Source organism: Atlanticothrix silvestris CENA357, assembly GCF_016056295.1.
Classification (GTDB): Bacteria; Cyanobacteriota; Cyanobacteriia; order Cyanobacteriales; family Nostocaceae; genus Atlanticothrix; species Atlanticothrix silvestris.
In genome coordinates this window covers 71,997-97,729 of record NZ_JAECZB010000009.1, presented here as the reverse complement: position 1 = coordinate 97,729, position 25,733 = coordinate 71,997, and the positions used below count along the sequence as shown (strand labels likewise).

The window sequence follows — 25,733 nt, the reverse complement described above, 5'->3', positions numbered from 1 at the left end:
GATTATATACAGTTTTCATGTAGATCCACATAGATTGAAGGAAAAGTGAAAACCTTAACTATAAAACGCACTCCATTGGGTGAATAGCGTCTTTGGGGTAGAAAAATATCAGACTTGGCTTTTGGTGAGTTTATACAAATCTTAGAATGGGTTGCCAAAAAGAAGAATAAACTGGTTATTTTCATTGACCAGTGGTATTCCAGTAGTAAGACTTGTTCTGGCTGTGGACACGTTCTAGAAAGTTTAGATTTGTCCATTCGAGAATGGCGTTGCCCATCTTGTCAGTCAGTCAATGGCAGAGACGAAAACGCCAGTCAAAATATTTGTGCAGTCGGGGCATCGACTGTTGGGTTAGGCGATGTCAGACAGGCTGTGCCTGCAATTGCTGTTTGAGCCTAGAATCTCCTGAATTTAGCAAAACCAGATTCGGGGGAGTATGTCAACTCGACCAACGGAAAACATGATCGAATTGAGTCAAAAAGAAAAGGATGGGAATGACCCACCCTTCTCTAATTAACTGTCAACTATACAACAGCAGAGACTTGCTGCTCAAAGTAAGCTGCTAACACTCTTTCAGCTATTTGGCGACTAGTTAGACCTAATGCTGCCTTAGATTCATCTGGTGTAGCATGATCTACTAATATATCTGGTATGCCAATGCGCTTCACAGGTACTACAACATCAGCATCCAGTAAGGCTTCTGCCACCGCAGAACCAAAGCCACCCATGACACAACCTTCTTCCAAGGTAATAACGCGTCCAATTTTCTTAGCCAAAGGCAAAATTAATTCGGTATCCAAAGGCTTAACAAATCGCGCATTAATTACAGTGGCTTCAATGCCGTGTTCGCTGAGAATTTCCGCAGCTTGCATACTGGGATAAACCATTGTGCCGTAGCCAACGATTAACACATCATCTCCATTGCGAAGAATTTCTCCTTTGCCGATTTCCAAAGGTTCCCAGCCTTCTTCCATTAGAGGAACGCCGTGGCCATTACCACGGGGGAATCGCATAGCTATAGGGCCACTAGTATGGTTAATACCAGTTACAATCATGCGTTGGAGTTCTGCTTCATCTTTAGGTGCCATCATCACCATGTTGGGAATGCAACGCAGATAGGCGATATCATACATTCCTTGATGGGTGGGGCCATCCGCACCGACAATTCCCGCCCTATCTAGGCAGAAGAACACTGGCAGATTTTGGATACAGACATCGTGAATTATCTGGTCATAAGCCCGTTGCAAGAAGGTAGAGTAGATGGCGGCGACGGGACGCATTCCTTCAGCGGCGAGTCCTGCTGCTAAAGTGACAGCATGTTGTTCAGCAATGCCGACATCAATATATTGATTGGGCAGTTTTACCTGAAGCTTATCTAAACCTGTTCCCGTTGCCATTGCTGCCGTAATCCCCACAATTTTGGGATTGTGTTCAGCCAGTTTCACAAGAGTGTGAGAAAAGACTTTGGCATAAGAGGGGGGTTTGGGTTTGTTGGAAGGTATGGCTTTGCCAGTTGTCAAATTGAATGGGCTTTGGGCGTGGTAGCCTACTTGGTCTTGTTCGGCAATTTCGTAACCTTTGCCCTTTACCGTTGCCACATGCACTAAAACTGGCCCTGTTATTTGATGTGCTTGTTGGAAGGTGGCGATTAATTCTTCTAAATTATGTCCATCTACTGGCCCTATATAGGTAAAGCCTAGTTCTTCAAAAACTGCGCCTACTTTAGGAACAGCTAAGCGTTTCATACCTTCTTTAATGCGTCCTAGTTCGGGAGATAAGGATTCGCCAACGAAGGGAATTTGCTTGAACTGCTCCTCAAGATTATCCTTAATAAATTGCACCGGTAGGCTGAGGCGCATTTTGTTGAGGTAACGAGGAATTGCCCCCACATTGGGAGATATGGACATCTCGTTGTCGTTAAGAACAACCAGCACATTAGTTTTGGGCAAGTGTCCCGCATGGTTAATAGCTTCTAAAGCCATACCTCCAGTCAAGGCACCATCGCCAATAACTGCAACGGCTTTAAATTTTTCTCCTTTTAAGTCTCGCGCTAAAGCCATGCCCAAGGCTGCTGAAATACTAGTAGAAGCATGTCCCGCACCAAAGTGATCGAACTTGCTTTCACAGCGCTTGAGATAGCCAGCAATCCCTGATTTTTGTCTGAGGGTATGAAAGTTGCTATAACGTCCTGTGATTAATTTATGGGGATAAGCTTGGTGTCCTACATCCCAAATAACTTTATCCCGATCTAAGTCTAGTGTCTGGTAAAGCCCTAGTGTCAACTCTACAACGCCCAAACCAGGCCCCAGATGTCCTCCAGTTGTTGCTACCGTTTGTAGATGCTTATCTCGAATCTGACGAGCAATTTGTTGCAATTGCCGGATCGACAAACCATGCAACTGGTTAGGATGGGTGATTTCACTCAGATGCATATTATAGGGTGTTCCTCTCTAATCTCTACTTCTGGTATTTTTGATTTTCCCACGGTCGGGTTGTCCTCAGAATCATACTGGAACTGAGTTGCAGTCTGTAGCGTAATTTGAGTGATTTTTATCACTTGTCGTAACAACGCTTACTTATTCACCAGTCATCATAATTACCTTGGTGACTACAATTAAGTATCTTCAGATAAATAAAGCAACACGTAGACCTAAGGTGATTCTGGGCTATTGGGGACACTAGGAACTTCCGGGGTTTCCGGTAGTTGCTGCTGTCTCTGTAAATATTTACTCAATACATGTGCCATATCCCCACGGGTCATCGGTCGTAATGGAGAAATATTGTCTTGGGCATCTGTGTTGACGAATCCTTCTGCAACGACTGTGGCGATCGCTTTTCTAGCCCAAGTGGGGATAGATGCAGCATCTGGATGTGGAGCCAGAGTTTCATTTACAGTGTCATCGGCAAACTGAAATACACCATAAGCTTGAGCAAAAATGGCTAAGCCCTCTGCCCGCGTTACCCTTTGATTAGGGAAAAATAAATTACCTCGATAGCCTTTCATGATGTCAGTTTTGAGAACTGTCTGAATATCTTTAAATGCCCAATGGGATGCTGGTACATCTGGAATCACTAAATTTTCTTGATTAACAGCTTGTCTTTTATCCAGTCTAAATACTTTCACCATAATCGTGGCTAATTCTGCCCGATTGAGCATTCTTTCAGGATAAAAGTTGCCATCCGGTGAATTAGTCATCAACTTGGCAGCAATCACCTCTTGAATGGGATCGGATGGTATCCCAGAAGCGGGTTTCACTACTTGAGCTTGGACACTTAGTGGTATGTATTGTACTAGTGCCACCAAGGAAAGAGTACTTAGAAACCTACGCATAATTTTATCCACTTTCAAGCTAATACTGCGCGTATACAACAATTACATCACACAGGTTAATACCAATTCTGGTATACCCATACCCATATTCGGAAATTAAGCACTTTTTGTTTGATTTTGACGACGGTTTTATTTTGTGCAATGTTGCATATCGGCTTGTTATGGTCTAACACTAAATTGCCAGCAGCTAACGCAGTGTGAGGTTGACTTGAAAAATTGCTGGGTTACAACGTTTAATTTTTCCATAGGCTATCATTACTTTTAGTTCAGTATCTTTATTGTATTCCTAGTTCACGTAAATATTCATATCATTCTGTACTTAACTATGTTAAACCTCTAAATTTAAGCATATTGAACTATGTCTTCTTGTTCTAAGTAATTATAACTATGGTTTTTATGACAATTTTCTAAACAAAAGCTATAAATCGTTATCCACAGTCCTTAATGCTTTTGCATAAAATTAAGATAATCAGTTCAGAATTATTACAGGCTTCATAACAATGAATGTAGGATTTTTCAACCGATTTCCTGTAATGCCTTTAGTATTACTCTGGTTGGCTTATGCTCTTTTGGGGTGGTATCTTGCAGCTCATCACATTATTTGGTTTATGGGAGCCTTTGTAGTTGCTGTTGCTATAGCCATAGTACGCAAGAGTATTACTTGGTTGGAGGGTTTGGTTGCTTTTGGGTCTAGAACCTTAGTAGTAATTTTATTTATCAGCGCATCAATTGCTTTTGTAGAAACTTGGTCACTTTTATTTAGTCTGTTTGTCATCCCTCTAGCAACTACGTGGTTAGCTGATTTAGAAATGCGCTTTGCTGGCTTTAATAAAGTAGATTCGTTTTGGATTTTAACAGTCTTAGCGGGATTTGGTTTGATAGTAGGAGAAATAGTAGACATCTTGCTTTTGCCCAGTAGCAGATTCTAGAAATCATGCAGCTTTTAATCATTGATCTGATAACGCGCGAGGTTACGGATATCCTCAATTGATATTCCTAATTTCTGGGCGATCGCTATCTCTATCTGAGTGATGTTTGTAACTGGCAGCTCAAAGAATAAATTCCTTCTATAAGAGTCTGTCGTTTTTACTGTAACTTTGGTAATGCCTGCACTCTTGTTAACTTCCGCATAGATAAACATTACATATATTGACTTCTGTAATTCAGATAAGCTATCTGCTTGAAGTTTATCTTTCATGCTATAAGGTCGGTTAAATAAGTGTTCAGCCAACAGATTGCCACTCAACCAAAAAAAGATGCCCAAAATAGGTAGAGGAAGCCAAAATTCTAACCCTAAAAAATGTAAAGATTTCCACCAGCGGCGTAAAGACATGGTAGGTATAAGCTTTTGAGTTGATGGTTTCACTTGAGACAAGAAGAATTAGGAAAAATTTACTACTCCAATCACTTCGGAAGCTTTTTCATCTACTTAAGAGCCTAATTCTCTATTACATTTAATCATTCTTAAGTTGATTGAAAATCCCACTCGTGGGGGACGTTTTACTGAGTGAGATTTTCTACTCTGTAATGTTAGAATCACGAAAATCAAGCTAATAATGCGAATACTTCTGGTAGAAGACGACGTAGCACAATTAGAACCCTTGCAAACAGCGTTGTCACAAGCTGGACATATTGTAGACGGTGTTGAAGATGGTGCGATCGCTAAGTGGGTGATCTGTCAAAGGGACTATGACTTATTAATTCTCGATTGGATGCTACCAGAAATTAGTGGCTTAGATTTGTGCCGTCAATATCGACAAGCGGGTAAGACTGCACCTGTATTAATGTTGACCGCCAAAGATACTACTGTTGACAAAGTTACAGGCTTGGATGCTGGAGCAGATGATTACCTTGTCAAACCTACAGATGTGTTTGAGTTATTGGCAAGGGTACGGGCATTAGGCAGGCGATCGCCTCTTTGGCAAGGTGAAACGCTTCAATTAGCTGATTTACAATTGCACCTTTCTACCTTAATAGTAGAACGAGGAGAGGCAACAATAGAGTTATCTGCCCGCGAGTTTCAATTACTAGAATACCTGATGCGTCATCCGCACCAAGTTTTGAGCCGTGACCAAATCGAACAGGCATTGTGGGAGTGGGGAAGTGAACCAGAAAGTAATGCAACCACAACTCTAGTGCGCCGTCTGCGACAACGTTTACAAGTAGTAGGTGCAGCAGATTGGATTGACACTATTTACGGTATGGGCTATAGAATTAGCCCTGAGGGAAGTAAAAAGTAACAATAGAACAGAAGAAAAAATAAAAACTCCACCTACAAGGGGAGTAGAGGAACAATAACAACTGACAACTGACAACTGACCCGCCTAGCGTAAACAAAAATTCTTGGTTAGATGTTCAATCGTAGCCGCCGCAACTTGGCTCGTTGGTTTACCCTCTCAATGGGCAGCATTTTAGTAGTTTTCGCTGGAACAGTCTACTATCAAGAAGCGCTTCAGCAATTAGAAGTCATAGATTCACTACTCTACAAAAAAGCCAGAGTCATTGCTGCCAATATCCATTACAAACTATCTCAAGGTAAAAAGCGTCCAGTTCTCAAAAATGTGCCCCTCTTGGGCAACAATCCGCCACCGCCAGACAGTGAAATAATTTATGCCCGTTGGTACGATGCTGAAGGTAAGCTGAAGCGATTTTTCGGTATGCCTCCTCAAGAACAGCTAAGCAAGGTGGCTGAATTTCAAACTATTAAAATTACCTATAAATTAGGTTCATCGCAATTAAAAGTGATTTGGCTACGTCAAATAACTCTGCCGGTTCACCATAAGGGTAAGCTAATCGGTTATTTGCAAATGGCAATGCCAATGACTCGCGCCCAAGAGTCCCTCAGTAGTTTTCTGCTGTTATTGATATTGACAGTTTTAATGGCTTTGGCAGCCACGAGTCTCATGGGATGGTTCTTAGGGGGACTAGCAATGTTACCAATTCGCGACAGCTACGAACAACTGCAACGCTTTACTGCTAACGCTTCCCATGAATTACGTGCCCCCCTAGCAGCAATACTCAGTAATGCTCAGGTGGGATTACTCGCTCCTTCTGATCAAGTTGCTGCAAAGAATGTGCGTTTGGAAAAGATTGTTGCAGTTGCCAAATCCATGAATACTTTGATTGGAAATCTGCTGTTTTTAGCGCGTCGGGCGGGATGTTTGGCTCCTGAATCCCTCAAAAAAATTGACCTCAGAACTTTACTGAATGAACTTGTCAAGTCTCAAACTACTCAAACTGTAGCTCAGCACTTAAATTTGAAAAGTGATTTACCTGAAGGAGCAATCATGGTAGAGGTAGATGCTGAATTGCTCTATCAAGCAGTGATGAATCTTGTCAGCAATGCCTGTAAGTATACTCCGGCTAATGGACTGGTGGAATTGCGTTTGTTTATTGAGTATCATCAGGCAGTTATTCAAATTGAAGATAGCGGCATTGGCATTCCCGCAGAAGATTTACCTCATATTTTTGAGCGATTTTATCGGGTAAATCAGCAGCGCCAAAACTCTGCTAGTGGCTTTGGCTTAGGATTAGCGATCGCTCAACAAATTGTCGCAGCTCATGGCGGTCATCTCAGTGTCAAAAGTGAAGTAGGCAAAGGTTCTTTGTTTCAAATTGAGTTGCCTTTATACTGAAAAGCCTAGCTTGTCATCTGACAATCATATTTGTTATTTATACTGACTCAGCAAATTGCCTGAGAAAATATTACTTGAAATCAGCCATGCAAAGCAGATCTCGACAAGAACTACAAGAGTTAGTACGAGAACAGTTGCAAGTACTACTAGAACAGGAAAACTTTCAAGGTGCTAAAGCTTTGTTAGTTCCTGTCCAGTTTGCGGATATTACCGAAGCAATTGAAGGTTTGCCAGAGGCTATGCAAGCGATCGCTTTTCGGTTGCTGTCTAAAGAAGAAGCGATTGAAGTATTTGAATACCCCGATCCAAGTGTGCAACAGACGCTAGTTGAAGATTTTAAGCGTCAGGATGTGCAATACATCGTTGATCGGATGTCACCTGATGATCGCGCTCGCCTGTTCGATGAACTACCCGCCAAAGTTGTCCGACGACTATTACAACAACTCAGTCCTTTGGAACGGGATGCAACTGCCCTGCTTTTAGGCTATACACCTAATACGGCTGGGCGAATTATGACTCCTGAGTATTTGTCGCTCAAAGAAAATGTCACGGTAGCACAAGCACTAGAACAGATTCGTTCCCTGGCTAACTTGAGAGAAACTATTTACTACATGTATGTTATTGATGATGCTAGTCGCTTAACTGGAATTTTATCGCTCCGCGATTTAATTGTGGCTCAACCAGACCAAACTATTGGTAGCATCATGACCCGTGAAGTGGTATTTGTTAATACTAATACTGACCAAGAAGAAGTTGCTCGGACAATTCAGCACTACGACTTTATGGCGATTCCTGTGGTAGACACAGAACAACGTCTAGTGGGCATTGTCACAGTAGACGATGTCCTCGATATTTTAGAGCAAGAAACCACTGAAGACATCCATGCTTTGGGTGGACTGGAATCTGGTGGAGATAACTATTTCCAAACTAACTTATTTACCGTTGCCCGTAAGCGTGTTGTGTGGTTGCTGATTTTGTTGGTTACTAATAGTGCTACGGCTGCGGTGATTACTAACCAAGAAGATATTTTAGAAAAAGTAGTTGCTTTAACTGCCTTTATACCCTTGTTGATTGACACAGGCGGAAATGTGGGAGCGCAGTCTTCAACCGTCGTGATTAGGGGCTTAAATACAGAAGAAGTCCGCCCTAAAGAGGCTTTAGGCATCGTGAAACGAGAAGCGATCGCAGGCATCTTGTTAGGAACAATGTTAGGTATTGTAGTAGTTATTTGGGCATTCTTCCTACAAGGAAATTGGTTAGTGGCGATCGCTGTTGGTATTAGTCTTTTTTCTATATGCATCTTAGCCTCAGTGTCCGGTTCCGCCTTACCATTTCTGTTTCGCTCTTTAGGCTTAGATCCCGCTTTAATGTCAGCTCCGTTTATTACCACTGCTGTTGATGTGTTAGGAGTTTTGATCTATCTGAATATAGCAAGGTGGATTTTAAGTTTTTCATGAAATTGACTAATCTTAAAAAATCCCTAATCAGAGATTTTTTATCCTAAAAATCATGCAAAAGTTAGAAGACAAAAATGCTTCATTGGTTTATTTTAGATTTTTACTTTTAAAATTTAAATTGTAAGTTTGAATTTTTGACTGTCATTTTCCTGTCACATTTATTGTTAATAATTAAATTAATGGGAGCCTTGAAGACTCTCAAAATTATTACTTATAAAGTCACAAATCACGCTCGGAAAACTTGTGCCAACTTTCAGTTTTTGACCAATAATTTCCAAGGTTTAATTATGATTACTCATTTCATTAAGAGAAATTTTTCTCTAGTAGGTCTTATATCTGTAATAGTTGGTTTGAGTGCATTCCCAGCTAGTGCTGAAACACCAAACAACACAATTACAGGGAGTTCACAACCCAATGCCATTGATTTGCAGGTAGACCCGAACGCTCAAAATATCCCACAAACCAACCCAGTAGTTGAGCAACCAACACCTGCTCCAGTGATAGCCCAAATATCACCAGGTACAGCCACTCGTTCCGGCCCTAGTTATATAGGAGTTGGCGGTAATATTGGCTTTGGTGGTGACACTACATTAAGTGAAGGCTCCTTTGCTGTCTTTAGTAAGATCGGTCTGAGCCGTAACTTCTCTTTGCGTCCAGCAGCTTTACTGGGTGACAATCAAGTTTTTCTCATACCTTTGACAGTTGACTTTCCAGTTGAATCACTCACAGACGCTGGAGTACAACGAATTAGTGTTGCTCCCTATCTGGGTGCAGGAGCTGCTATTTCTACAGGAGACGATACACCACAGGCTTTCTACTTACAGGTGGTGTCGATGTTCCTGTGTCATCTGAATTTACAGCCACTGCTGGCGTAAATATCGGTTTTGTAGATGAAACCGAAGTTGGGGTGCTGCTAGGCATTGGCTACAACTTCTAGGCTAGATACCGCTGTGGAATTATGAATCAGCGATTTTTATTATTTTTGATGATCGCAACGATGGCAAAAACAATTATGCCAAATGAGGTGAGAATTTGAGTAAAGGTGAAAACTACAGTTTACTTGGAGAGTTAGCAGAAACTGAAGTAGCTGCGCCTAAAGCATCGCTGACCTTACCAGATGCCGTCGCTTTGATTGTCGGTATTGTTATCGGGGCGGGAATTTTTCAAACCCCCGCCCTGGTAGCAGATCAAGCAGGTAGTAATATCGCTGTACTGCTGTTCTGGCTAATGGGTGGTATGGTGTCTCTCGTAGGAGCAGTGTGCTACGCAGAATTAGCGACAACTTATCCTGATGTTGGCGGTGTCTACTATTACTTAAAGCGTGCTTTTGGGCGAGAAGTCGGCTTTTTATTTGCCTGGGCGCGGATGACAGTGATTCAAACTGGTTCCATAACTTTGTTGGCGTTTGTCTTTGGTGACTATGCTTCTCAGATATGGCGACTAGGTACATTTTCACCTGCTGTTTATGCAGGAACAGCGATCGCCCTTTTTACTGCTTTAAATATCATCGGCTTGCAACAGGGCAAATGGACACAAAACTTACTAACACTAGCGAAAGTCTTGGGTTTGTTGCTGGTGGTGATGTTTGGATTAACCGCAGTTTCTAATTCTACTGCTCCTGCTCCTGTAGAACCTGCATCATCAGGAACTTGGGGATTAGCGATGGTATTTGTATTGCTGTCTTACGGTGGCTGGAACGAAGCAGCATATATCTCAGCAGAAATCCGCAATAGACAACGCAATATGCTGCGATCGCTAATGTGGAGTATTGGCATTATTACTGGCATTTATTTGTTAATCAATCTGGCTTATCTGCGCGGATTGGGATTAACCAATATGGCCAACTCAGAAGCCGTAGCCGCAGACTTGATGCGATCGCTTTGGGGTGAACCAGGAGCTTGGTTTATTAGCTTATTGATTGCAATTTCTACTTTGGGGGCAATGAATGCCACAATTTTTACTGGAGCGCGTACCATTTTTGCCTTAGGGCAAGATTTTTCTTTATTTAGTTTTATGGGACGTTGGCAACAACGCCCTAGTACTCCTACCCACGCTTTGATGCTGCAAGGAGCGATCGCCCTAGGACTTGTTTTCTTAGGCACGATTACCCGCAAAGGCTTTGAAACGATGGTAGACTACACCGCCCCCGTTTTTTGGTTTTTCTTCTTGCTTTCGGGCATATCGCTGCTGGTACTGCGAAAGCGCGACCCCCATATACTGCGTCCATTTCGAGTACCTTTTTATCCCATCACGCCGTTATTATTTTGTGCCGTTTGCGGCTACTTGCTTTACTCCAGCTTGGTTTATACAGGCGTGGGCGCTGTTGTAGGCGTTCTTGTTGTGGCAGCAGGTATTCCACTGCTGTTCTGGAATCGCTATCGCCAAAGGAAGAAGTAGAGGCAGAGGGGCAAAAAGAATAACAACTGACAACTAACAACTAACAACTGACAACTAACAAAGGACAAAAATCATGAGTTTCAAAAAAAGTCTGCTTGTACTGGTTACTGGAGTTAGCCTTACCAGTTTAGGAATTGCTGGCTGTACAACCCAACAACGCGACTTTGAAGCAGAGGCGCAATCGCCTACTTTAACTGGTCAAACTGAAACTACTCAAGTTCAAACACCAACAGCAACTCCTACAACTCAACCCCAAGAACGCCCCGGTGATGTTCCTTATGTGCCAACACCAGAAGCTGTAGTAGATGCCATGTTAGAAGTGGCAAAAGTAGGAAAAGATGATGTGCTTTACGACCTTGGCAGTGGTGATGGTCGTATTGTTAACACAGCTGCACAAAAATACGGTACACGGGGTGTTGGTATAGATATCAACCCAGAACGTATTCAAGAAGCTAATGCAAATGCTCAAAAGGCAGGGGTAACTGATCGCGTGCAGTTTATCCAACAAGATTTATTTAATACTGATTTTAGTGAAGCTACAGTAGTTACACTCTACTTACTACCTGATATCAACCTCAAACTCCGCCCCAAATTATTGCGAGAACTCAAACCCGGTACTCGGATTGTCTCTCACGCTTTCGATATGGGCGACTGGAAGCCACAACAGACTCTAACGGTAGATGGCAGACAAGTTTATTATTGGGTAGTTCCTGAAGAAGTTCCAGCTAATTTGAAATAGGGACTCATAACTAGAGATGAAAGGATTAAAAGGGAAAAATGCTTTAGTCACGGGTGCAAGTTCAGGTATTGGTCAGGCGATCGCCATTAGACTTGCCCAAGAGGGATGTAATATTGCCATTAACTACCGCAAAAATCCTGAACCTGCGGAAGATACAGAAGAAATGGCGATGCAAAAAGCCTGCGGAAGTATCGAAAATTGCGGTGTGCGATCGCTGCTGGTACAAGGGGATGTCTCCCAAGAATCTGACATTGTAGAAATGGTCAACAGCGTAGCTGATCAATTTGGCAGTGTGGATATTCTTGTGAATAATGCTGGCATTCAAACAGAATCTCCATCCCACGAAGTTAGCACCGCAGACTTTGACAAGGTAATTTCAGTTAACCTCCGGGGTGCTTTCATCTGCGCTCGTGAAACTATTAAGCACTTTATATCTCAAAACCGTCCTGGGGTAATCATCAATATTTCTAGTGTCCACGAAATTATTCCCAGACCTATGTATGTCAGCTATTCCATTAGCAAAGGCGGGATGGAAAATCTCACCAAAACTTTAGCTTTGGAATATGCAAATCAAGGTATCCGGGTGAATGCTGTAGCACCAGGAGCTACGATTACTCCCATAAATGAAGCTTGGATAGATGACCCAGAAAAAAAGGCGGAGGTAGAAAGCCATATTCCCATCGGTCGTGCTGGTACGTCTGAAGAAATGGCAGCAGCCGTCGCTTTTTTAGCTTCTGATGAAGCGGCCTACATCACCGGACAAACTTTGTTTGTAGATGGTGGGTTAACTCTATATGCTGATTTCCGAGAATCTTGGTCAGCTTAAGAGCCAAAGTTATGGGCACGGCAGTGCCGTGCCCCTACGAACGTATAACCATCAATTTTTTGTAGAGACGGCGATTTATCGCGTCTCATCCTTTAACCGAAAACGTATTACTTAATACCAATCGTTTAAAAATTAAATTCTTAATTACGAATTAGATGCCTATGACTCATGCGATTAATCAGAAAAATGCTCTAGAAACAAAAGCCTGGAAACTTCTAGAAAAATCCATAGTTTACTACCATGAAAAACCAATTGGTACTGTAGCCGCCCAAGATCCAAACTTAGATGCACTGAACTATGACCAGTGTTTTCTGCGTGATTTTGTTCCTTCTGCTTTGGTATTTCTCATGGATGGCAGAACAGAAATTGTTCGCAACTTTTTAGTAGAAACACTAAAATTACAAAGCCATGAAAAGCAGATGGATTGCTTTCAACCAGGATCGGGGTTGATGCCTGCTAGCTTCAAGGTGGAATGTAATGGAAGTGAGGAATTTTTGGTCGCTGATTTTGGTGAACATGCGATCGCCCGCGTTCCTCCCATTGATTCTTGTCTGTGGTGGATTCTTTTATTGCGCGCTTATGAAAAGGTCACAGGTGATGTAAAACTAGCACGTCAGCCAGAATTTCAAGAGGGAATCAAGCTGATTTTAGACCTTTGTTTGGTGCATCGGTTTGCTATGTATCCCACTTTGTTAGTTCCCGATGGCGCGTTTATGATTGACCGTCGTATGGGAGTCTACGAACACCCGTTAGAAATTCAGGTGTTATTCTACGCCACCCTAAGAGCAACTCGTGAGTTGCTTTTGCCTGATGAAGAAGGCTACCTCAGTACCGTCAATGGGCGATTAGGAGCTTTGCAATATCATGTCCGCAACTATTATTGGATAGATTTGCAGCGACTAGGCGAAATTTATCGCTACAAAGGTGATGAATTTGGCAAAGAAATTGCTAACAAGTTCAACATCTATTCAGAATCAATTCCTCAGTGGTTAACTGAATGGTTGCCCGAAACCGGAGGTTATTTAGCAGGAAATTTGGGGCCGGGACGAATGGATTTTCGCTTTTTTGCTCTAGGAAACCTCATGGCAATTTTGGTTTCTTTAGCCAATGAAGCCGAATCACAAAGCATCATGAATTTATTTGAACATCGTTGGCAAGATTTAATTGGCTATATGCCTGTTAAAATTTGCTATCCCGCTATGGCAGGTTCAGAGTGGCAGATGATTACTGGATGTGATCCTAAAAACACACCTTGGTCTTATCACAATGGCGGCAACTGGCCTGTTTTGCTGTGGTTGTTTACTGCTGCGGCACTGAAAACAGGTCGTTTAGAACTTGCCCAAGAAGCGATCGCTATTGCTGAAAAACGTTTACTCTCAGATCAATTTCCTGAATACTACGATGGTAATTATGGTCGCCTAATTGGCAAAGAAGCCCGGATTTTTCAAACTTGGAGCATCGCCGGATTACTTGCAGCAAAGCAATTTTTAGCTAACCCAGATTATTTGAAATTAATTAGTTTGGATGCAATTAATGACGATTTAGGTTGTAAGCTGTAAAGATATTGTTGGCTTTTGTGCATACACAGCGCTTTTTAATAAAGCAGGACTTACGCACCAGTAACGGAAAATTAAACCGCAGAGGACGCAGAGGACACCGAGAAATAGGAGTTTCAGAGAGTTGTTGCGTAAGTCCTATACAGTACTCTAGTCCCTAGCCCCTTAAACACTATATTTATATAAAATTGGGGCAATATTGGCATAAGAAGTGGGATAAACTATACTATCCTAATGCTACTAAAGGATTACGAGATTTTGCTGAAATCTGAGTGTTATCCTTCGCGTAACATTGCCAAACTTCTCAAGGGTTGCACTATCTTCATGACAGACAGCAATGACGATAACGTCGTTAGTTATCAAAAAAATAAAAATTTTCCTTTTAGTTTAGCTTTAGTATCTCTCATTGGTTTTTCTATTCTTAATTTAGAATATAACGAGCCTATAATTCCTGTTTTAGGCTTTCATGGAATTATTAATCCTAAAAATACAGATTCTAGATCGCAATTAGGATTAATGCATTACCCCCAAGAAGATTTAGAAAAACTTTTAGTTAATTTAATTAATGATAATTATTGGTTTTTAAGCACTCAAGATTTATATGATTTTTTCTTAACTAAATCTCAAAAAATTCCTACAAAATATCGTAACCAAAAACCCATCATGATTTCTTTTGATGATGGTTATAAAACAGTATATACAAACTTAATACCTCTTTTATCTAAACTCGAAAATAAATACGGTAAAAAAATAAAAGTTGTTTTATTTATCAATCCAGCAACTTTGGCTCGAAAAGGAAGTAAAAAATTTACCCACTTAGGATGCCAGGATTTGAGAGACGGTTTAAAAAAAGGATTTTATGATATTCAATCTCATGGATTAAATCATAAAGATTTGACAACCCTTAACCGTCGAGAATTAATTAATGAACTTGTGCAATCTAGAACTAAACTAAGACAATGTACACAAGATTTAGATCCAGAGCAAAAAGTAGCATCTCATTTTGCTTACCCTTATGGAGCCTATAACAAACAGGTCGAATCTTATGTGGCTAAATATTATTTATCAAGTTATTTATACAATGATGAAATAGTTACTCATACCTGTTTGAAGAACTACTATGAAATTCCTCGTTTAATGGTGAATAGAGAAAAATCAACTACACAATTGCTAGAGATAGCTAGAGGAATTTTTCCAAAGCAGCATAAAGAAAAAAACAAAGAAATATGTCAATAATAAAATCTAGAATAAACTTACGTTTGAAGATCTTTAACACTTAGCTATTACTCTGTGTAACTAAGACTATCTCAATTTTGAAGCAAGTTTTAGCAAATAAAGTTAGTCAATATCGCTTTTTTTACATATAATTTGTATTATTTGCTACTAACTTGTTGAAGAAATAATCAATACTTAATCTAATTGCAAAGAAATATTAAAGTAACGCTGCTAAATTTACAGTGATTTAGGTGCAATTTTAGAGGAAAGGCGTATGCAAAGACCGAACTTTGAACGCTTGCTATCAAGTCGATTGAAACGACGACAAGTTTTGATTGGAGCTGGAAGCTTAACTGGTTTGGCGATCGCCAATCAATGGTCTAACAAAGTTCTTGCCCAGCCCCGATTTTCTGATTATCTCTTTAGTTTGGGTGTCGCTTCCGGTGAACCACTTCCAGATAATGTAGTGTTATGGACGCGCCTAGCCCCTAATCCACTTAATGGTGGCGGGATGCCACCATATAATGTTCCAGTGCAGTGGCAGATTGCTACTGACGAAAAGATGCGGCGAGTTGTCCGCAGTGGCGTAAAAATGGCTACTCCCGAATTTGGACACTCTGTTCATGTCGAAGTGCAAGGACTACAACCCGCCCGTTGGTATTGGTATCGCTTCAGAGTAGGTAATCAAGTCAGTCCTATTGGGCGGACACGCACTGCTCCTGACCCGCGCGCTTATGTTAAGGGCTTTCGTTTTGCCTTCGCTTCCTGTCAAAACTGGGAGCAAGGATACTTCGCTGCTTATAAACATCTGGCTCAAGAAGATTTAGACCTAGTGGTTCACCTCGGCGACTACATTTACGAAGGAACGCCAAGAGCAAATGCACTCCGAAGCCATGAAGGTGATGGGGAGCCAATCACATTGGAAGGGTATCGTAACCGCCATGCTCAGTATAAAACTGACCCCAATTTGCAGGCGGCTCATGCGGCATTTCCTTGGGTAGTCACTTGGGATGACCACGAAGTTGATAATAACTGGGCAGATGAAATTCCTCAAGACCCAGATAGACAATCACGCGAAGCTTTTCTAGCTCGTCGTGCTGCTGCTTTCCAGGCATACTACGAACACATGCCACTGCGGGACTTTTCAAAACCCAGAGGCATTGATATGCAGCTCTATCGGCGTTTAAATTTCGGGAACTTGGTTGAATTTAATGTTCTCGATACTCGCCAATATCGTAGTGATCAACCTTGTAATGACACAATAGAACCACGTTGTCCACAAGCGTTTGATCCAAATGCCACTATGACTGGTACTGAACAAGAACAGTGGTTGTTCCGCAATTTAGAGCGATCGCAGGCACGTTGGAATGTTCTGGCTCAACAGATTGTTTTTACCCAGCATGACTGGACAGCAGGTACTGAGACTGCTTTCAATATTGATGCTTGGGACGGCTATGTAGCTGCCCGCAGCCGTATTCTCAACTTCCTTGCTCAACGTCAGCCAGCCAACCCAGTTGTCATTACTGGTGACACACACTCCAGTTGGGTAAGCGACTTGAAAGCTGATTACAATAACCCTAACTCTGCCACAGTTGGTACTGAGTTCGTTGGCACATCGATTAGTTCAGGATTTGGGGCTAGCGATCGAATTGAGAACGCTTTACCAGAAAGTCCGTGGGTCAAGTATTTTAATGGTAGGCAGCGTGGCTATGTTCTGTGTGACCTCAATCATCAGCGTTGGCGCAGTGATTATCGACTACTGGCTCCATCTCCAGCAAGTGGGCCTACTGTGTCTGACCCTAATGCCCCAATTGTATCAACTGTCTCGTTTGAGTTGCCCAATCAAGGGATAGTGAAGCGTGTTTAGCAAATCGCCCGTTAACATGAATACTCTATTCCCCAAGTTTGAAAACAACTTTAGCAGCAGTCTTTACAGTTTGCAGCAATACAAATCCTGTTGTGAGGACAGGTAAAAAAGCTTAAGTGCTTATAGTGAAGTGAGCAGTATTCGTGAAGGGCATTTGGGTAAATATAAGCAATCAAAAACTGCTCTGGCAAAAGTCCAGAGCAGTTTTGAGTAGTAAAGTTCATACAAGGAACTTTTAGGCTGTTGTTCCTGTTTTACATATAGTAGGTTCAGTATGTAATACTATTCACCTCAAATTCTGTGCTTTATGCAAAAAGAAAGAAAAATCTTACTGTGATTTCTTCGGTAATCTATCTCTGCATAAGGACACAAAATAATTGCCACAAGTAGTTTACAGCCAGCTACTCTCGAAAACACATCTTAATATTTGCTTGGTGCTTTAGCCAAAAATTGGGTCTGAATCAAGTTCCCAATAATGCTTGAGTAATTCTTGGTAAGTCGTTTCTCGAATCATCATCTGCTTATAGAGCATGAGCAAAAACTCTTGAGCTTGTTCACGGGACATCTGCTGAACTTGGTCAGTAAAAGTTCTAAGGCTAAATTCTTGTTCTAAAGATAATGTCATGGGTTGATTCATCACAGGCTAAATCGCCCAACTGGGCGAAAACTAAAGGGTAAATGCTGGCAATCTTGGAAGGAAGCGTTCACACTTAGCTGCCGTTAAGTCATACACTCATCCAGGTATTAGGCATTTCTTTTTTCAGCGGTGTTACATCTAAATGTGAACTTCTATTAATAAGTATAACAAAAAATTTACAAACCTGAGACGATCGCCGACCGATGTACGAAATTCATCCTACTATGCCACTCGTAATGTCATTCGACTCGGATACTAAAAAATACTTGTAGAGTAGACATCTTGCATAAATACTTTGGTATTGCTGCAAATATCTTTAAAAGCTCGCGCAAAGGCGCAAAGACGCAAAGGATAACGCTAAATCAAGTTCTACATTTCAGTGTTTAAATATTCGTGCAAGAGGTCTAGTGAACTAAAATTCATTCAGCAACGCCAATAAAATCTGGAGAAACTTGGTTGTTCATCCATGTATATACATTAATCTTGTTTCCCTGAAGAGCTTGTACGAGCAAAAATTTCTATCATCTCGCTTCGGGTCAAATTATTTTCATCTGCTAACGCGGCTAACTTTTCCCAAGCTGTATCTGTCAGTCTAATAGATCTTAAATGTTTCAGTTCAGAACCGTAGTCTGTCTTAAATTTACCCGAAGAACTACGCTTGCGCCTGGGTGATTTTTGCCTTGTACCGGAATATTGATCTGTTGCTACACTCTTGGGAGAGTGATTAATAGTCATCAAATGAATCAGGTTATCAATTAAGCGATCGCGCTCCATTGGCAAAATGTCTCGACAATGCAGCATCTCCTGAAGAATTGTGAAATGGATTAATGTACCTAAAAAAATACGTGCAGCTACTTCCGAATCAGGTAGTTGAAGTTCTGGATGAGCCGCAAAATATTGGCTGAGAAGTTCCAAAGCAGGTTTATCTACATTGCGAACGAAAGCTTGCGCTAGTAAGGGGAAACGTCCAGATTCACCAATAATCAGTCTCACCAAACTCAACAACTCCTGTTGATGATTGATTTGCTCGACAATATTGATTCCTATGCGGCGCAGAAACTTATGTGGTTCTTCTTGCAAAAATTGTGCGTCTAGGGAGCTAAACGCTTCTCGATAATTTTTTTGTGCTAGTCGTTCAATCAGAGCAGTAAATAACCCTTCTTTATCTTGGAAGTAGCTGTAGACTGTGGTTTTAGATACTCCTGCTGCGGCTGTCACTTTATCCATTGTTGTCGCAGCGTAGCCATGCGCCAGAAACTCTCCCATTGCACCAGCCAAGATAGCATCAACTTTCTCTGTTGACACCAAGCGGTCTATGTTAGTGTTTTCTGCTTCGCTCCTTTTGTTTCTCATACTCTTGATTTGCTTCGATAAACCAGCTTAAACCAATTCTTAATTACGTTAGCGTAGCGGTTACTCTTACAGAGAAGCAAGCTACGCTTTTAGCGTCTCGTAGAGAGCGTCATTAGGAATTAATTTTACGCTGACTCTTGACATAATTGTAATGTACAGTTTAGTTTAGTTGCAGTACAGTTAAACTAAGTAGTTTATTTGACTTACTCAATAAAAGGGGGCTGAAAGTGCCTGATGTAGGGGAGAGAGATTCCATATCCTCCAAGACTAGCGTTCGTCAACTAATTATGCTGGCGTTAGCTACAGGATTTGCGATCACAGGAACAATCAGATTTTTGCAGGTTCAATCACAATCTGCTAGTGCAGCTAAAAATGTTTCAGTAACCATACCACCAATTAAAACGGTGACAGCGTTGGGCAGACTAGAACCAAAAGGAAAAGTGATTAAACTTTCTGCACCTGCATCCAGTCAAGGAAGCCGGGTAGAAACACTTTTGGTCAGTGAGGGTTCTACAGTTAAAACTGGCCAGGCGATCGCAATTTTGGATAACCGGACTCGCCTACAAGCTGCTTACCAAGAAGCCCAAGAAGAAATAAAAGTAGCACAGGTAAATCTAGCCAAAGTGCAAGCAGGTGCAAAAGTTGGTGAAATAGAAGCGCAAAAAGCCGAAATTGCCCGCATCCAAGCACAGATAATAGGCGAAGAAACTAGGCAAAGAGAAGCAGTTGCTAGGTTAGAAGCCCAGTGGCTAGGTGAGAAGAAAGCACAACAAGCAACAATCAACAAACTAGAAGCAGAACTGAAAAACGCTCAAATAGAATTTCAACGCTATCAGCAACTTTATTCTGAACGGGCAATATCTCAGTCTTTGTTTGACAGCAAGCGGTTGAGTGTAGATACTATAACGCAGCAGTTAAGCGAAGCTAAAGCAAATCTCAACCGTATTGATAGCACTGGACTCAACCAAATTAGCGAAGCTAAGACAGATTTAGCTCGAATTCAAGCCACTGGCAGTAAGCAAGTTAGTGCAGCCGCAGCCACTTTAAACCAAATTGCCGAAGTCCGCCCAGTAGATGTAGAGGCGGCAAAAGTAGAAATTAGCCGGGCAGTAGCAGCCGCAAAACAAGCAAAGGCAAATTTAGATCAAGCTTATGTGCGATCGCCCCAAGACGGTGTAGTCTTAGACATTCACACACGTTCGGGGGAAATGGTTTCTGATAACGGCATCGTGGAAATTGGGCAAACCAGCCTCATGTATGCAGTTGTAGAAGTTTACCAAAGTGACGTGAACAAAGTGCATCCCGAACAAAAAGTGCGAATATCTAGCAATTCTCTACCAGGGGAATTGTATGGCAGAGTAGACAGAATTGGCCAGAAGGTGCAACGGCAAGATATTATCAACGCTGACCCCAGTGAAAATATTGATTCTAGAATTGTAGAAGTTTATGTGCGATTGGGAGAAGCATCAAGTTTAAAAGCAGCCAAATTTACTAATTTGCAAGTAAAGGCGGTGATTGGACTGTGATGGGATTAATTCAAGAATTACAACGGCGTACACCCCTAGGATGGTTGCAACTTAGCCATCATAAAAGTCGCCTGTTGGTTGCTTTATCAGGCATTGCCTTTGCCGATGTTTTAATGTTTATGCAGTTGGGGTTTCAAAACGCACTATATGACAGTAACACCCGCCTTAACAGTGTGGTACTTGCAGACATAGTTTTAATGAGTACTCAAAGCCGTAACACTCAAAATTTATCTACCTTTTCACGACGGCGGCTGCTCCAGGCTGCTGATATACCTGGAGTAAGATCAACAGAAGCCATGTATATCGGTTTAGTTACCTGGAAGAATCCCCAAACACGGCGCAAGACAACACTGCAAGCAATTGGCTTTAATCCTGAAGAACCCGCCTTAGATTTACCAGAAGTAAACGCCCAGTTAGATAAACTCAAGCTACCTGATACCTTTATCTTTGATCGTGCAGCTAGAGGTGAATACAAGGAAGCTTTTGCTCAAATTGATGCAGGTAAAACTGTAACTACAGAAGTAGATAAACGCACCATCACTATCGATGGCTTATTTAAATTAGGTGCATCCTTTGGTGCAGACGGCACATTAATTTCTAGCAGTGATAACTTTTTACGAGTCTTTCCTAGACAATTAGCGGGAAGTATCAATTTGGGTTTGATTTATACTCAACCGGGCTATGACTCGAAACAAATTGCAGAAATATTAAAACTCTACCTCTCAAATGAAGATGTTAAAGTACTAACCCGCGAAGAATTTATCAAATTTGAAGAGGATTACTGGAAACAAGACAGTCCCATTGGTTTTATCTTTAGTTTGGGCACATTAATGGGATTTTTGGTTGGTGTAATTATTGTCTATCAAGTCCTTTCTACAGATGTGAATGCCCATATCAAAGAGTACGCCACCTTTAAAGCAATGGGTTATCGCAATTTATACCTGTTGGGCGTGATTTTTGAAGAAGCAATTATATTAGCATTGCTGGGCTTCATCCCTGGGCTTCTCGTACCTTTAGGACTTTACCGCCTAACTCGCAACGCCACAGATTTGCCGATATACATGACAGTAGCCAGGGCATTGTTCGTATTATTACTGACTATTATTATGTGTACTCTTTCTGGGGCGATCGCTACTCGAAAATTACAATCTGCTGACCCTGCGGATATGTTTTGAAATCATTGTTTATGGAAACTCCCTATTCTTCTGAACCTGTTATATCTATCGAAAATCTTGACCATTATTTTGGTAAAGGTCAACTCCGCAAGCAAGTTTTATTTAATATTAATCTCACCATTAATAAAGGTGAAATTGTAATTATGACCGGGCCTTCTGGTTCTGGGAAAACTACACTACTAACCTTGGTGGGAGGTTTACGTTCTGCTCAGTCTGGTAGTTTGCGGGTACTGAGTAGAGAACTTTGTGATGCTAGTAGTGGTGAACTTACAAAGGCGCGACGCAATAACGGTTATATTTTTCAAGCTCATAACTTGCACGGTAGCTTAACAGCAATTCAGAATGTGCGTATGGCTTTGGAAGTGCAACCAAAAATTTCTCCCAAACAAATGCTGGAGCGATCGCAAGCAATGTTAGAAGCAGTAGGATTAGGAGAACGCCTCAATTACTATCCAGATAGCTTGTCAGGTGGACAAAAACAGCGAGTTGCGATCGCCCGTGCGTTAGTCAGTCAACCTAAAATTGTTTTAGCAGATGAACCCACCGCCGCACTCGATAAACAATCTGGACGCGATGTTGTGGAAATCATGCAGACATTAGCGAAAGAGCAAGGCTGTACAATTTTGCTCGTTACCCACGACAACCGCATTTTAGACATTGCCGACCGAATTGTTTACATGGAAGATGGTCATCTCGTTAGAGATGGTGTCGGTGCAATGGCTATGGAGTAGTCTAATATCGTTGCGCGTAATTCGTAAAATTATATTTTGCATCAAAAATGGGACGAAATTAGGCTATTTTATTGATGCTTATGATAAATCCATTACAGTTTTTCAGCCCAATCAGTTGCCAGAAGTAAAAGAAAAACAAGATATTTTACCTGTGTTAAGTGTTTTAGAAGATTGGCAACTGACGGTTGAAGATGTATTTAATTGGTTGAGTTTTGTTAAGTAAATTAATTAGGATAGAAAAACGCTCAATTAAGTTCCTGATTCCCCAGACAAAGGTGGTTCCTCAACGGGACGAATAATCGCCGGTGCTGGTGTAACTTCTGGTTGAAAGATTGCTTGCAATGCTTGTTCTAGAGTTTGGGTCATGACAATGCGGTTTTCGTAAGCCACGACTACCCGCACTAAAGTTGGTAAACTATTTTGGGTGGCTTCTAGATAAATTGGCTCAACGTATAACAAAGATTGTTCAATGGGAATGATTAAAAGATTGCCTTGAACAACTCTCGAACCTTGGCGATTCCACAGGGAAATTTGTTGTGAAATTACTGGGTCTTGGTTAATCCGCGCTTCGATTTGCTCTGGGCCGTAAACCAAGCGCTGTTTAGGAAAGATATAAACCAACAACTTACCGTAATTTTCGCCATCCGATCGCGCTGCTAACCAAGCGATTAAATTATTTCGCTGTTTAGGAGTATATGGCAGTAGCAGGATAAATTCTTCAAAATCTACGGTGGGTAAGCTGGTAATTAAATAGTAAGGCTCTACTGGCCGGGCTTCACTACCATAGATTTCATTAGGAATCTGCCACTGGTCTTCTCGGTTATAAAACACCTGGGGGTCAGTCATGTGGTAGACCAACAACTGCTCAGCTTGAATTTTGAAAAAGTCTACCGGATAGCGAATATGGTTCCGGAGATTGACTGGCATCGCACTGAGAGGTTTGAACATGTTGGGAAATATCGCTGACCAAGTGGCGATGATTGGATCTCTAGGATCAGCAATATAAAAGTCAATACTGCCGTGGTAAGCATCAATCACTACCTTGACAGAGTTACGAATGTAGTTAATGCCGTCACTACCCGTGTCTGAGTAGGGATAGCGATCGCTGGTTGTATAAGCATCAACAATCCAGTAAAGATAGTTTTCTGTTCCTGGTAACTGTTGATTAAGAGTATCAGGATTGGCATTGGCAGCGACTAAATAGGGATCGCTGTCAAATTTTAAAAAAGGTGCGATCGCCCGGATTCTTTGGTTGATATTCCGCCGGAATAATACCTTAGTCTCAGGTAAAAAATCCCGCGTCAGTAACATTTTCCAGTCTTTTAAATACAGAGCAAATAAGCATCGTCGCCACAACGAACCGATTTGCACACCACCCCGACCATCGTAGGTATTGTAAACGTTGTCGCTTCCACTGGGATAATCGAGTTCTCGGACTCTGGTCTTGGTCATTACATAAGTATTACTAATTTCGCCATAATAAATCCGGGGTTCTCCAATTGGAATGCTGTCACGAATGGCTTCACTAGAAGTACTCAAAGCCCCTTCGTTACTACCTGCAATATCTTTGACAAAATATTCTGGTAAACCACCGGCTGCAACTGTATTCACCGGACTCAATGTGAAACCGTAACCATGTGTATAAATTAAATTACGGTTAACCCATGTCTGAGCCTGCTGCGGTACGGCACTGTAGTCTAATTCTCTAGCTGCAATCAGTACTTGCCGTCGTTCTGTGGGTTCAACTGGTTCTTGATCTGGCGCTGGTAGCTTTTGAGGAGAAGCTGGCCGGCGTGAGGTAGCGTCTGTTTGCAGAGTGTACCTGTCAATATCAGCATCAGGGAAACGATAGTAAGGTCGAAATTGTTGCAGTTGGCGGTTAGTTTCTAATAGTGGTCGCTGATCCCAAAGACGAATATTGCGAATTGTCAAGTCATTAGCTTTGATATCAGCTTCAGTTAGTTTTCCTTGGGGGTCAAAACTTATAGCATTAATTGCTTCTAAATCAAATGCTTGCCTAGTTAAAGCAATAGTACGTTGAATGTAAGGTTGCTCTCGTTGCAATTCATTAGGCTGGACAATTAAATATTGCACCGCTGTGGGGAGAATAAAGCCAGCGGTTACAACTAGCACAAGATAAGACCCTAAACCATAAAACACTAATTGGCGATAGCGAGACTTGGGTTGCCAAAAAAACGTTCTCAGCAGCAGGTAAATTGCGATCGCTACTGCCAAAATGCACAAGACATTATAGGCTGGTAACTGTGCTGTAACATCGGTATAGCTAGCACCGTAACTCACCCCGCGTTTGGAATAAACCAGTTCATAGCGGCTCAGCCAGTAGCTTAGCGCCACTACTAGCATCAACAAGCCACCCAAACCGTATAAATGACGCTGCTGTTGGGATGAAAACCCAGGAAAAATTCCTTGGCTAAGACTGTCTGCTGATAAAAGATAGGTCAAAGCAACAGCCAGAAAACTATATAAAAATAATCCCATCAGCCAGAGTTCTAGCAGTTCCCAGAAGGGTAGGGAAAATATATAGAAACTAATATCTTGACCAAATAAAGGCTCAGATTTATTGAAGAGAGTGGGGTGAAAATATTGCAGCACCTTTGCCCAATTTTGGGACAATATTAAGCTCAAGAGGATACTGAATATAATTGCGATCGCTGTCAAGAAAAATCGCGGATACATTAGTATAGCGATCGCTGCTCCCAAAACCAAGCCAGAATACAAAATTTTAGCAACAATCTGTCTGCCCAATTGCCAGATAATCTCTGGTCGAAATAAGGCAGGAACAGGTAAACTAACCTTGTTAATTGAAGCACCCCAGTAGGATAAGGCAATTTCACCATAGTGAACTAGCATTAACCCCACCAACAGGCTAAATACCAAAACTACAGGCAACAGCCAGTGCAATCTCAGTGGTGCGCTGCGGGTATCCGGTTTACTAATTTGATCACGTTTTAAATAATGAGGACTAAGAAAATTTTTTAGTTCAAAGCTAAGTCCTGCTGATTCACGCCTGACCTCTGCAATTTTCAAAGACTGGGGATACTTTAGCCGTTGTGCCAAAGTGAGATTCCCTAGCAGATAGGCAGCAGTGATCCCAGCTACAACTATCCATAAACCGCCCCTAGTCAATATTCTTAGTAAAAATACTTGCAGATAGTTGACTTCCTGAAACCAGAAAATCTCTGCACCTAGGCGGGAACTCAGATCCAAGAGTAGCCACAATCCCAGGAAGATGATTAATAATCTAAAGCTCCATTTCCAGAACATGAC

The 25,733-nt window shown here is 41.7% G+C and carries 20 protein-coding genes and 2 pseudogenes; 16 read left to right on the top strand and 6 right to left on the bottom strand.

Annotated features, from left to right (window positions below; all coding sequences use genetic code 11):
• Positions 1-87: 87 nt before the first annotated feature.
• A pseudogene (locus tag I8751_RS06535) lies at positions 88-393 on the top strand (zinc ribbon domain-containing protein); the annotation flags it as partial.
• A 131-nt stretch (positions 394-524) separates the two neighbouring features.
• Here the strand turns inward: I8751_RS06535 and dxs are convergent.
• Together dxs and I8751_RS06525 are read right to left on the bottom strand one after the other, a co-directional pair.
• A complete protein-coding gene (dxs, locus tag I8751_RS06530; RefSeq protein WP_214438359.1) occupies positions 525-2,432 on the bottom strand; it encodes a 1-deoxy-D-xylulose-5-phosphate synthase in 1,908 nt (635 codons plus the stop codon).
• A 218-nt stretch (positions 2,433-2,650) separates the two neighbouring features.
• Entirely contained in the window at positions 2,651-3,331 is a 681-nt protein-coding gene (locus I8751_RS06525; protein ID WP_214438358.1) for an S-layer homology domain-containing protein, read from the bottom strand.
• A 500-nt stretch (positions 3,332-3,831) separates the two neighbouring features.
• Here I8751_RS06525 and I8751_RS06520 point away from each other — a divergent pair, with 500 nt between their 5' ends.
• Complete coding sequence (locus tag I8751_RS06520; protein ID WP_214438357.1) at positions 3,832-4,260, top strand: hypothetical protein; 429 nt, start codon at positions 3,832-3,834, stop codon at positions 4,258-4,260.
• Positions 4,261-4,274: 14 nt separating this feature from the next.
• Here the strand turns inward: I8751_RS06520 and I8751_RS06515 are convergent, their stop codons facing one another.
• Positions 4,275-4,664 (bottom strand): hypothetical protein, encoded by a 390-nt coding sequence (locus I8751_RS06515; protein ID WP_214438356.1) that lies wholly within the window; start codon positions 4,662-4,664, stop codon positions 4,275-4,277.
• Positions 4,665-4,887: 223 nt separating this feature from the next.
• Here I8751_RS06515 and rppA point away from each other — a divergent pair, with 223 nt between their 5' ends.
• The 10 genes from rppA (at position 4,888) to I8751_RS06465 (ending at position 17,023) form a co-directional block, all read left to right on the top strand.
• Positions 4,888-5,571 carry a two-component system response regulator RppA gene (gene rppA / locus I8751_RS06510; RefSeq protein ID WP_214438355.1) on the top strand — a complete coding sequence of 228 codons (684 nt, stop codon included), beginning with the start codon at positions 4,888-4,890 and terminating at the stop codon, positions 5,569-5,571.
• A 111-nt stretch (positions 5,572-5,682) separates the two neighbouring features.
• Positions 5,683-6,966: a sensor histidine kinase gene (locus tag I8751_RS06505; protein WP_214438354.1), complete on the top strand. Its 1,284-nt coding sequence runs from the start codon at positions 5,683-5,685 to the stop codon at positions 6,964-6,966.
• A gap of 86 nt (positions 6,967-7,052) precedes the next feature.
• Positions 7,053-8,423 (top strand): magnesium transporter, encoded by a 1,371-nt coding sequence (mgtE, locus tag I8751_RS06500; RefSeq protein ID WP_214438353.1) that lies wholly within the window; start codon positions 7,053-7,055, stop codon positions 8,421-8,423.
• Positions 8,424-8,710: 287 nt separating this feature from the next.
• A complete protein-coding gene (locus tag I8751_RS06495; RefSeq protein WP_318780297.1) occupies positions 8,711-9,298 on the top strand; it encodes a hypothetical protein in 588 nt (195 codons plus the stop codon).
• A 157-nt stretch (positions 9,299-9,455) separates the two neighbouring features.
• Positions 9,456-10,820, top strand: a complete 1,365-nt coding sequence (locus tag I8751_RS06490; RefSeq protein ID WP_214438352.1) for an APC family permease — start codon at positions 9,456-9,458, stop codon at positions 10,818-10,820.
• Positions 10,821-10,893: 73 nt separating this feature from the next.
• Positions 10,894-11,559 carry an SAM-dependent methyltransferase gene (locus tag I8751_RS06485; protein WP_214438351.1) on the top strand — a complete coding sequence of 222 codons (666 nt, stop codon included), beginning with the start codon at positions 10,894-10,896 and terminating at the stop codon, positions 11,557-11,559.
• Positions 11,560-11,575: 16 nt separating this feature from the next.
• Positions 11,576-12,385, top strand: a complete 810-nt coding sequence (locus tag I8751_RS06480) for an SDR family oxidoreductase (protein WP_214438350.1) — start codon at positions 11,576-11,578, stop codon at positions 12,383-12,385.
• Positions 12,386-12,540: 155 nt separating this feature from the next.
• Complete coding sequence (locus tag I8751_RS06475) at positions 12,541-13,944, top strand: glycoside hydrolase 100 family protein (RefSeq protein WP_214438349.1); 1,404 nt, start codon at positions 12,541-12,543, stop codon at positions 13,942-13,944.
• 321 nt (positions 13,945-14,265) lie between these two features.
• Entirely contained in the window at positions 14,266-15,177 is a 912-nt protein-coding gene (locus I8751_RS06470; RefSeq protein WP_214438348.1) for a polysaccharide deacetylase family protein, read from the top strand.
• A gap of 253 nt (positions 15,178-15,430) precedes the next feature.
• A complete protein-coding gene (locus tag I8751_RS06465) occupies positions 15,431-17,023 on the top strand; it encodes an alkaline phosphatase D family protein (protein WP_214438347.1) in 1,593 nt (530 codons plus the stop codon).
• Between the two features lie 439 nt (positions 17,024-17,462).
• Here I8751_RS06465 and I8751_RS06460 read toward each other — a convergent pair whose 3' ends face one another.
• Positions 17,463-17,660, bottom strand: a complete 198-nt coding sequence (locus tag I8751_RS06460) for an NblA/ycf18 family protein (RefSeq protein ID WP_214438365.1) — start codon at positions 17,658-17,660, stop codon at positions 17,463-17,465.
• 477 nt (positions 17,661-18,137) lie between these two features.
• Entirely contained in the window at positions 18,138-19,013 is an 876-nt protein-coding gene (locus I8751_RS06455; protein WP_214438346.1) for a TetR/AcrR family transcriptional regulator, read from the bottom strand.
• Positions 19,014-19,300: 287 nt separating this feature from the next.
• Between I8751_RS06455 and I8751_RS06450 the strand changes: the two genes are divergently transcribed.
• From I8751_RS06450 to I8751_RS06435, 4 genes and pseudogenes are all read left to right on the top strand, one after another.
• The gene (locus I8751_RS06450) at positions 19,301-20,539 is read left to right on the top strand and encodes an HlyD family efflux transporter periplasmic adaptor subunit (RefSeq protein ID WP_214438364.1); all 1,239 of its coding nucleotides are present in this window, start codon (positions 19,301-19,303) and stop codon (positions 20,537-20,539) included.
• A complete protein-coding gene (gene devC / locus I8751_RS06445; protein WP_214438345.1) occupies positions 20,536-21,714 on the top strand; it encodes an ABC transporter permease DevC in 1,179 nt (392 codons plus the stop codon). Before I8751_RS06450 ends, devC begins: the two co-directional genes overlap by 4 nt.
• Before the next feature lie 11 nt (positions 21,715-21,725).
• A complete protein-coding gene (locus I8751_RS06440) occupies positions 21,726-22,445 on the top strand; it encodes a DevA family ABC transporter ATP-binding protein (protein ID WP_214438344.1) in 720 nt (239 codons plus the stop codon).
• A gap of 13 nt (positions 22,446-22,458) precedes the next feature.
• Positions 22,459-22,668: pseudogene (locus I8751_RS06435) on the top strand (Uma2 family endonuclease); the annotation flags it as partial.
• Positions 22,669-22,694: 26 nt separating this feature from the next.
• On the opposite strand, the gene I8751_RS06430 reads toward I8751_RS06435, so the two are convergent.
• Positions 22,695-25,730 carry a UPF0182 family protein gene (locus I8751_RS06430; RefSeq protein ID WP_214438363.1) on the bottom strand — a complete coding sequence of 1,012 codons (3,036 nt, stop codon included), beginning with the start codon at positions 25,728-25,730 and terminating at the stop codon, positions 22,695-22,697.
• Between the last annotated feature and the right edge of the window lie 3 nt (positions 25,731-25,733).

Bases quoted from the DNA above. Each gene is read 5' to 3' on its own strand.
- I8751_RS06465 (WP_214438347.1), top strand. From the start codon at position 15,431: ATGCAAAGACCGAACTTTGAACGCTTGCTATCAAGTCGATTGAAACGA.
- I8751_RS06460 (WP_214438365.1), bottom strand. From the start codon at position 17,660: ATGAATCAACCCATGACATTATCTTTAGAACAAGAATTTAGCCTTAGA.
- I8751_RS06515 (WP_214438356.1), bottom strand. From the start codon at position 4,664: ATGTCTTTACGCCGCTGGTGGAAATCTTTACATTTTTTAGGGTTAGAA.
- I8751_RS06520 (WP_214438357.1), top strand. From the start codon at position 3,832: ATGAATGTAGGATTTTTCAACCGATTTCCTGTAATGCCTTTAGTATTA.
- mgtE (WP_214438353.1), top strand. From the start codon at position 7,053: ATGCAAAGCAGATCTCGACAAGAACTACAAGAGTTAGTACGAGAACAG.
- I8751_RS06470 (WP_214438348.1), top strand. From the start codon at position 14,266: ATGACAGACAGCAATGACGATAACGTCGTTAGTTATCAAAAAAATAAA.
- I8751_RS06495 (WP_318780297.1), top strand. From the start codon at position 8,711: ATGATTACTCATTTCATTAAGAGAAATTTTTCTCTAGTAGGTCTTATA.
- I8751_RS06450 (WP_214438364.1), top strand. From the start codon at position 19,301: ATGCTGGCGTTAGCTACAGGATTTGCGATCACAGGAACAATCAGATTT.
- I8751_RS06525 (WP_214438358.1), bottom strand. From the start codon at position 3,331: ATGCGTAGGTTTCTAAGTACTCTTTCCTTGGTGGCACTAGTACAATAC.
- I8751_RS06440 (WP_214438344.1), top strand. From the start codon at position 21,726: ATGGAAACTCCCTATTCTTCTGAACCTGTTATATCTATCGAAAATCTT.
- I8751_RS06430 (WP_214438363.1), bottom strand. From the start codon at position 25,730: ATGTTCTGGAAATGGAGCTTTAGATTATTAATCATCTTCCTGGGATTG.
- I8751_RS06455 (WP_214438346.1), bottom strand. From the start codon at position 19,013: ATGAGAAACAAAAGGAGCGAAGCAGAAAACACTAACATAGACCGCTTG.
- I8751_RS06485 (WP_214438351.1), top strand. From the start codon at position 10,894: ATGAGTTTCAAAAAAAGTCTGCTTGTACTGGTTACTGGAGTTAGCCTT.
- rppA (WP_214438355.1), top strand. From the start codon at position 4,888: ATGCGAATACTTCTGGTAGAAGACGACGTAGCACAATTAGAACCCTTG.
- I8751_RS06475 (WP_214438349.1), top strand. From the start codon at position 12,541: ATGCCTATGACTCATGCGATTAATCAGAAAAATGCTCTAGAAACAAAA.
- dxs (WP_214438359.1), bottom strand. From the start codon at position 2,432: ATGCATCTGAGTGAAATCACCCATCCTAACCAGTTGCATGGTTTGTCG.
- I8751_RS06505 (WP_214438354.1), top strand. From the start codon at position 5,683: ATGTTCAATCGTAGCCGCCGCAACTTGGCTCGTTGGTTTACCCTCTCA.
- I8751_RS06480 (WP_214438350.1), top strand. From the start codon at position 11,576: ATGAAAGGATTAAAAGGGAAAAATGCTTTAGTCACGGGTGCAAGTTCA.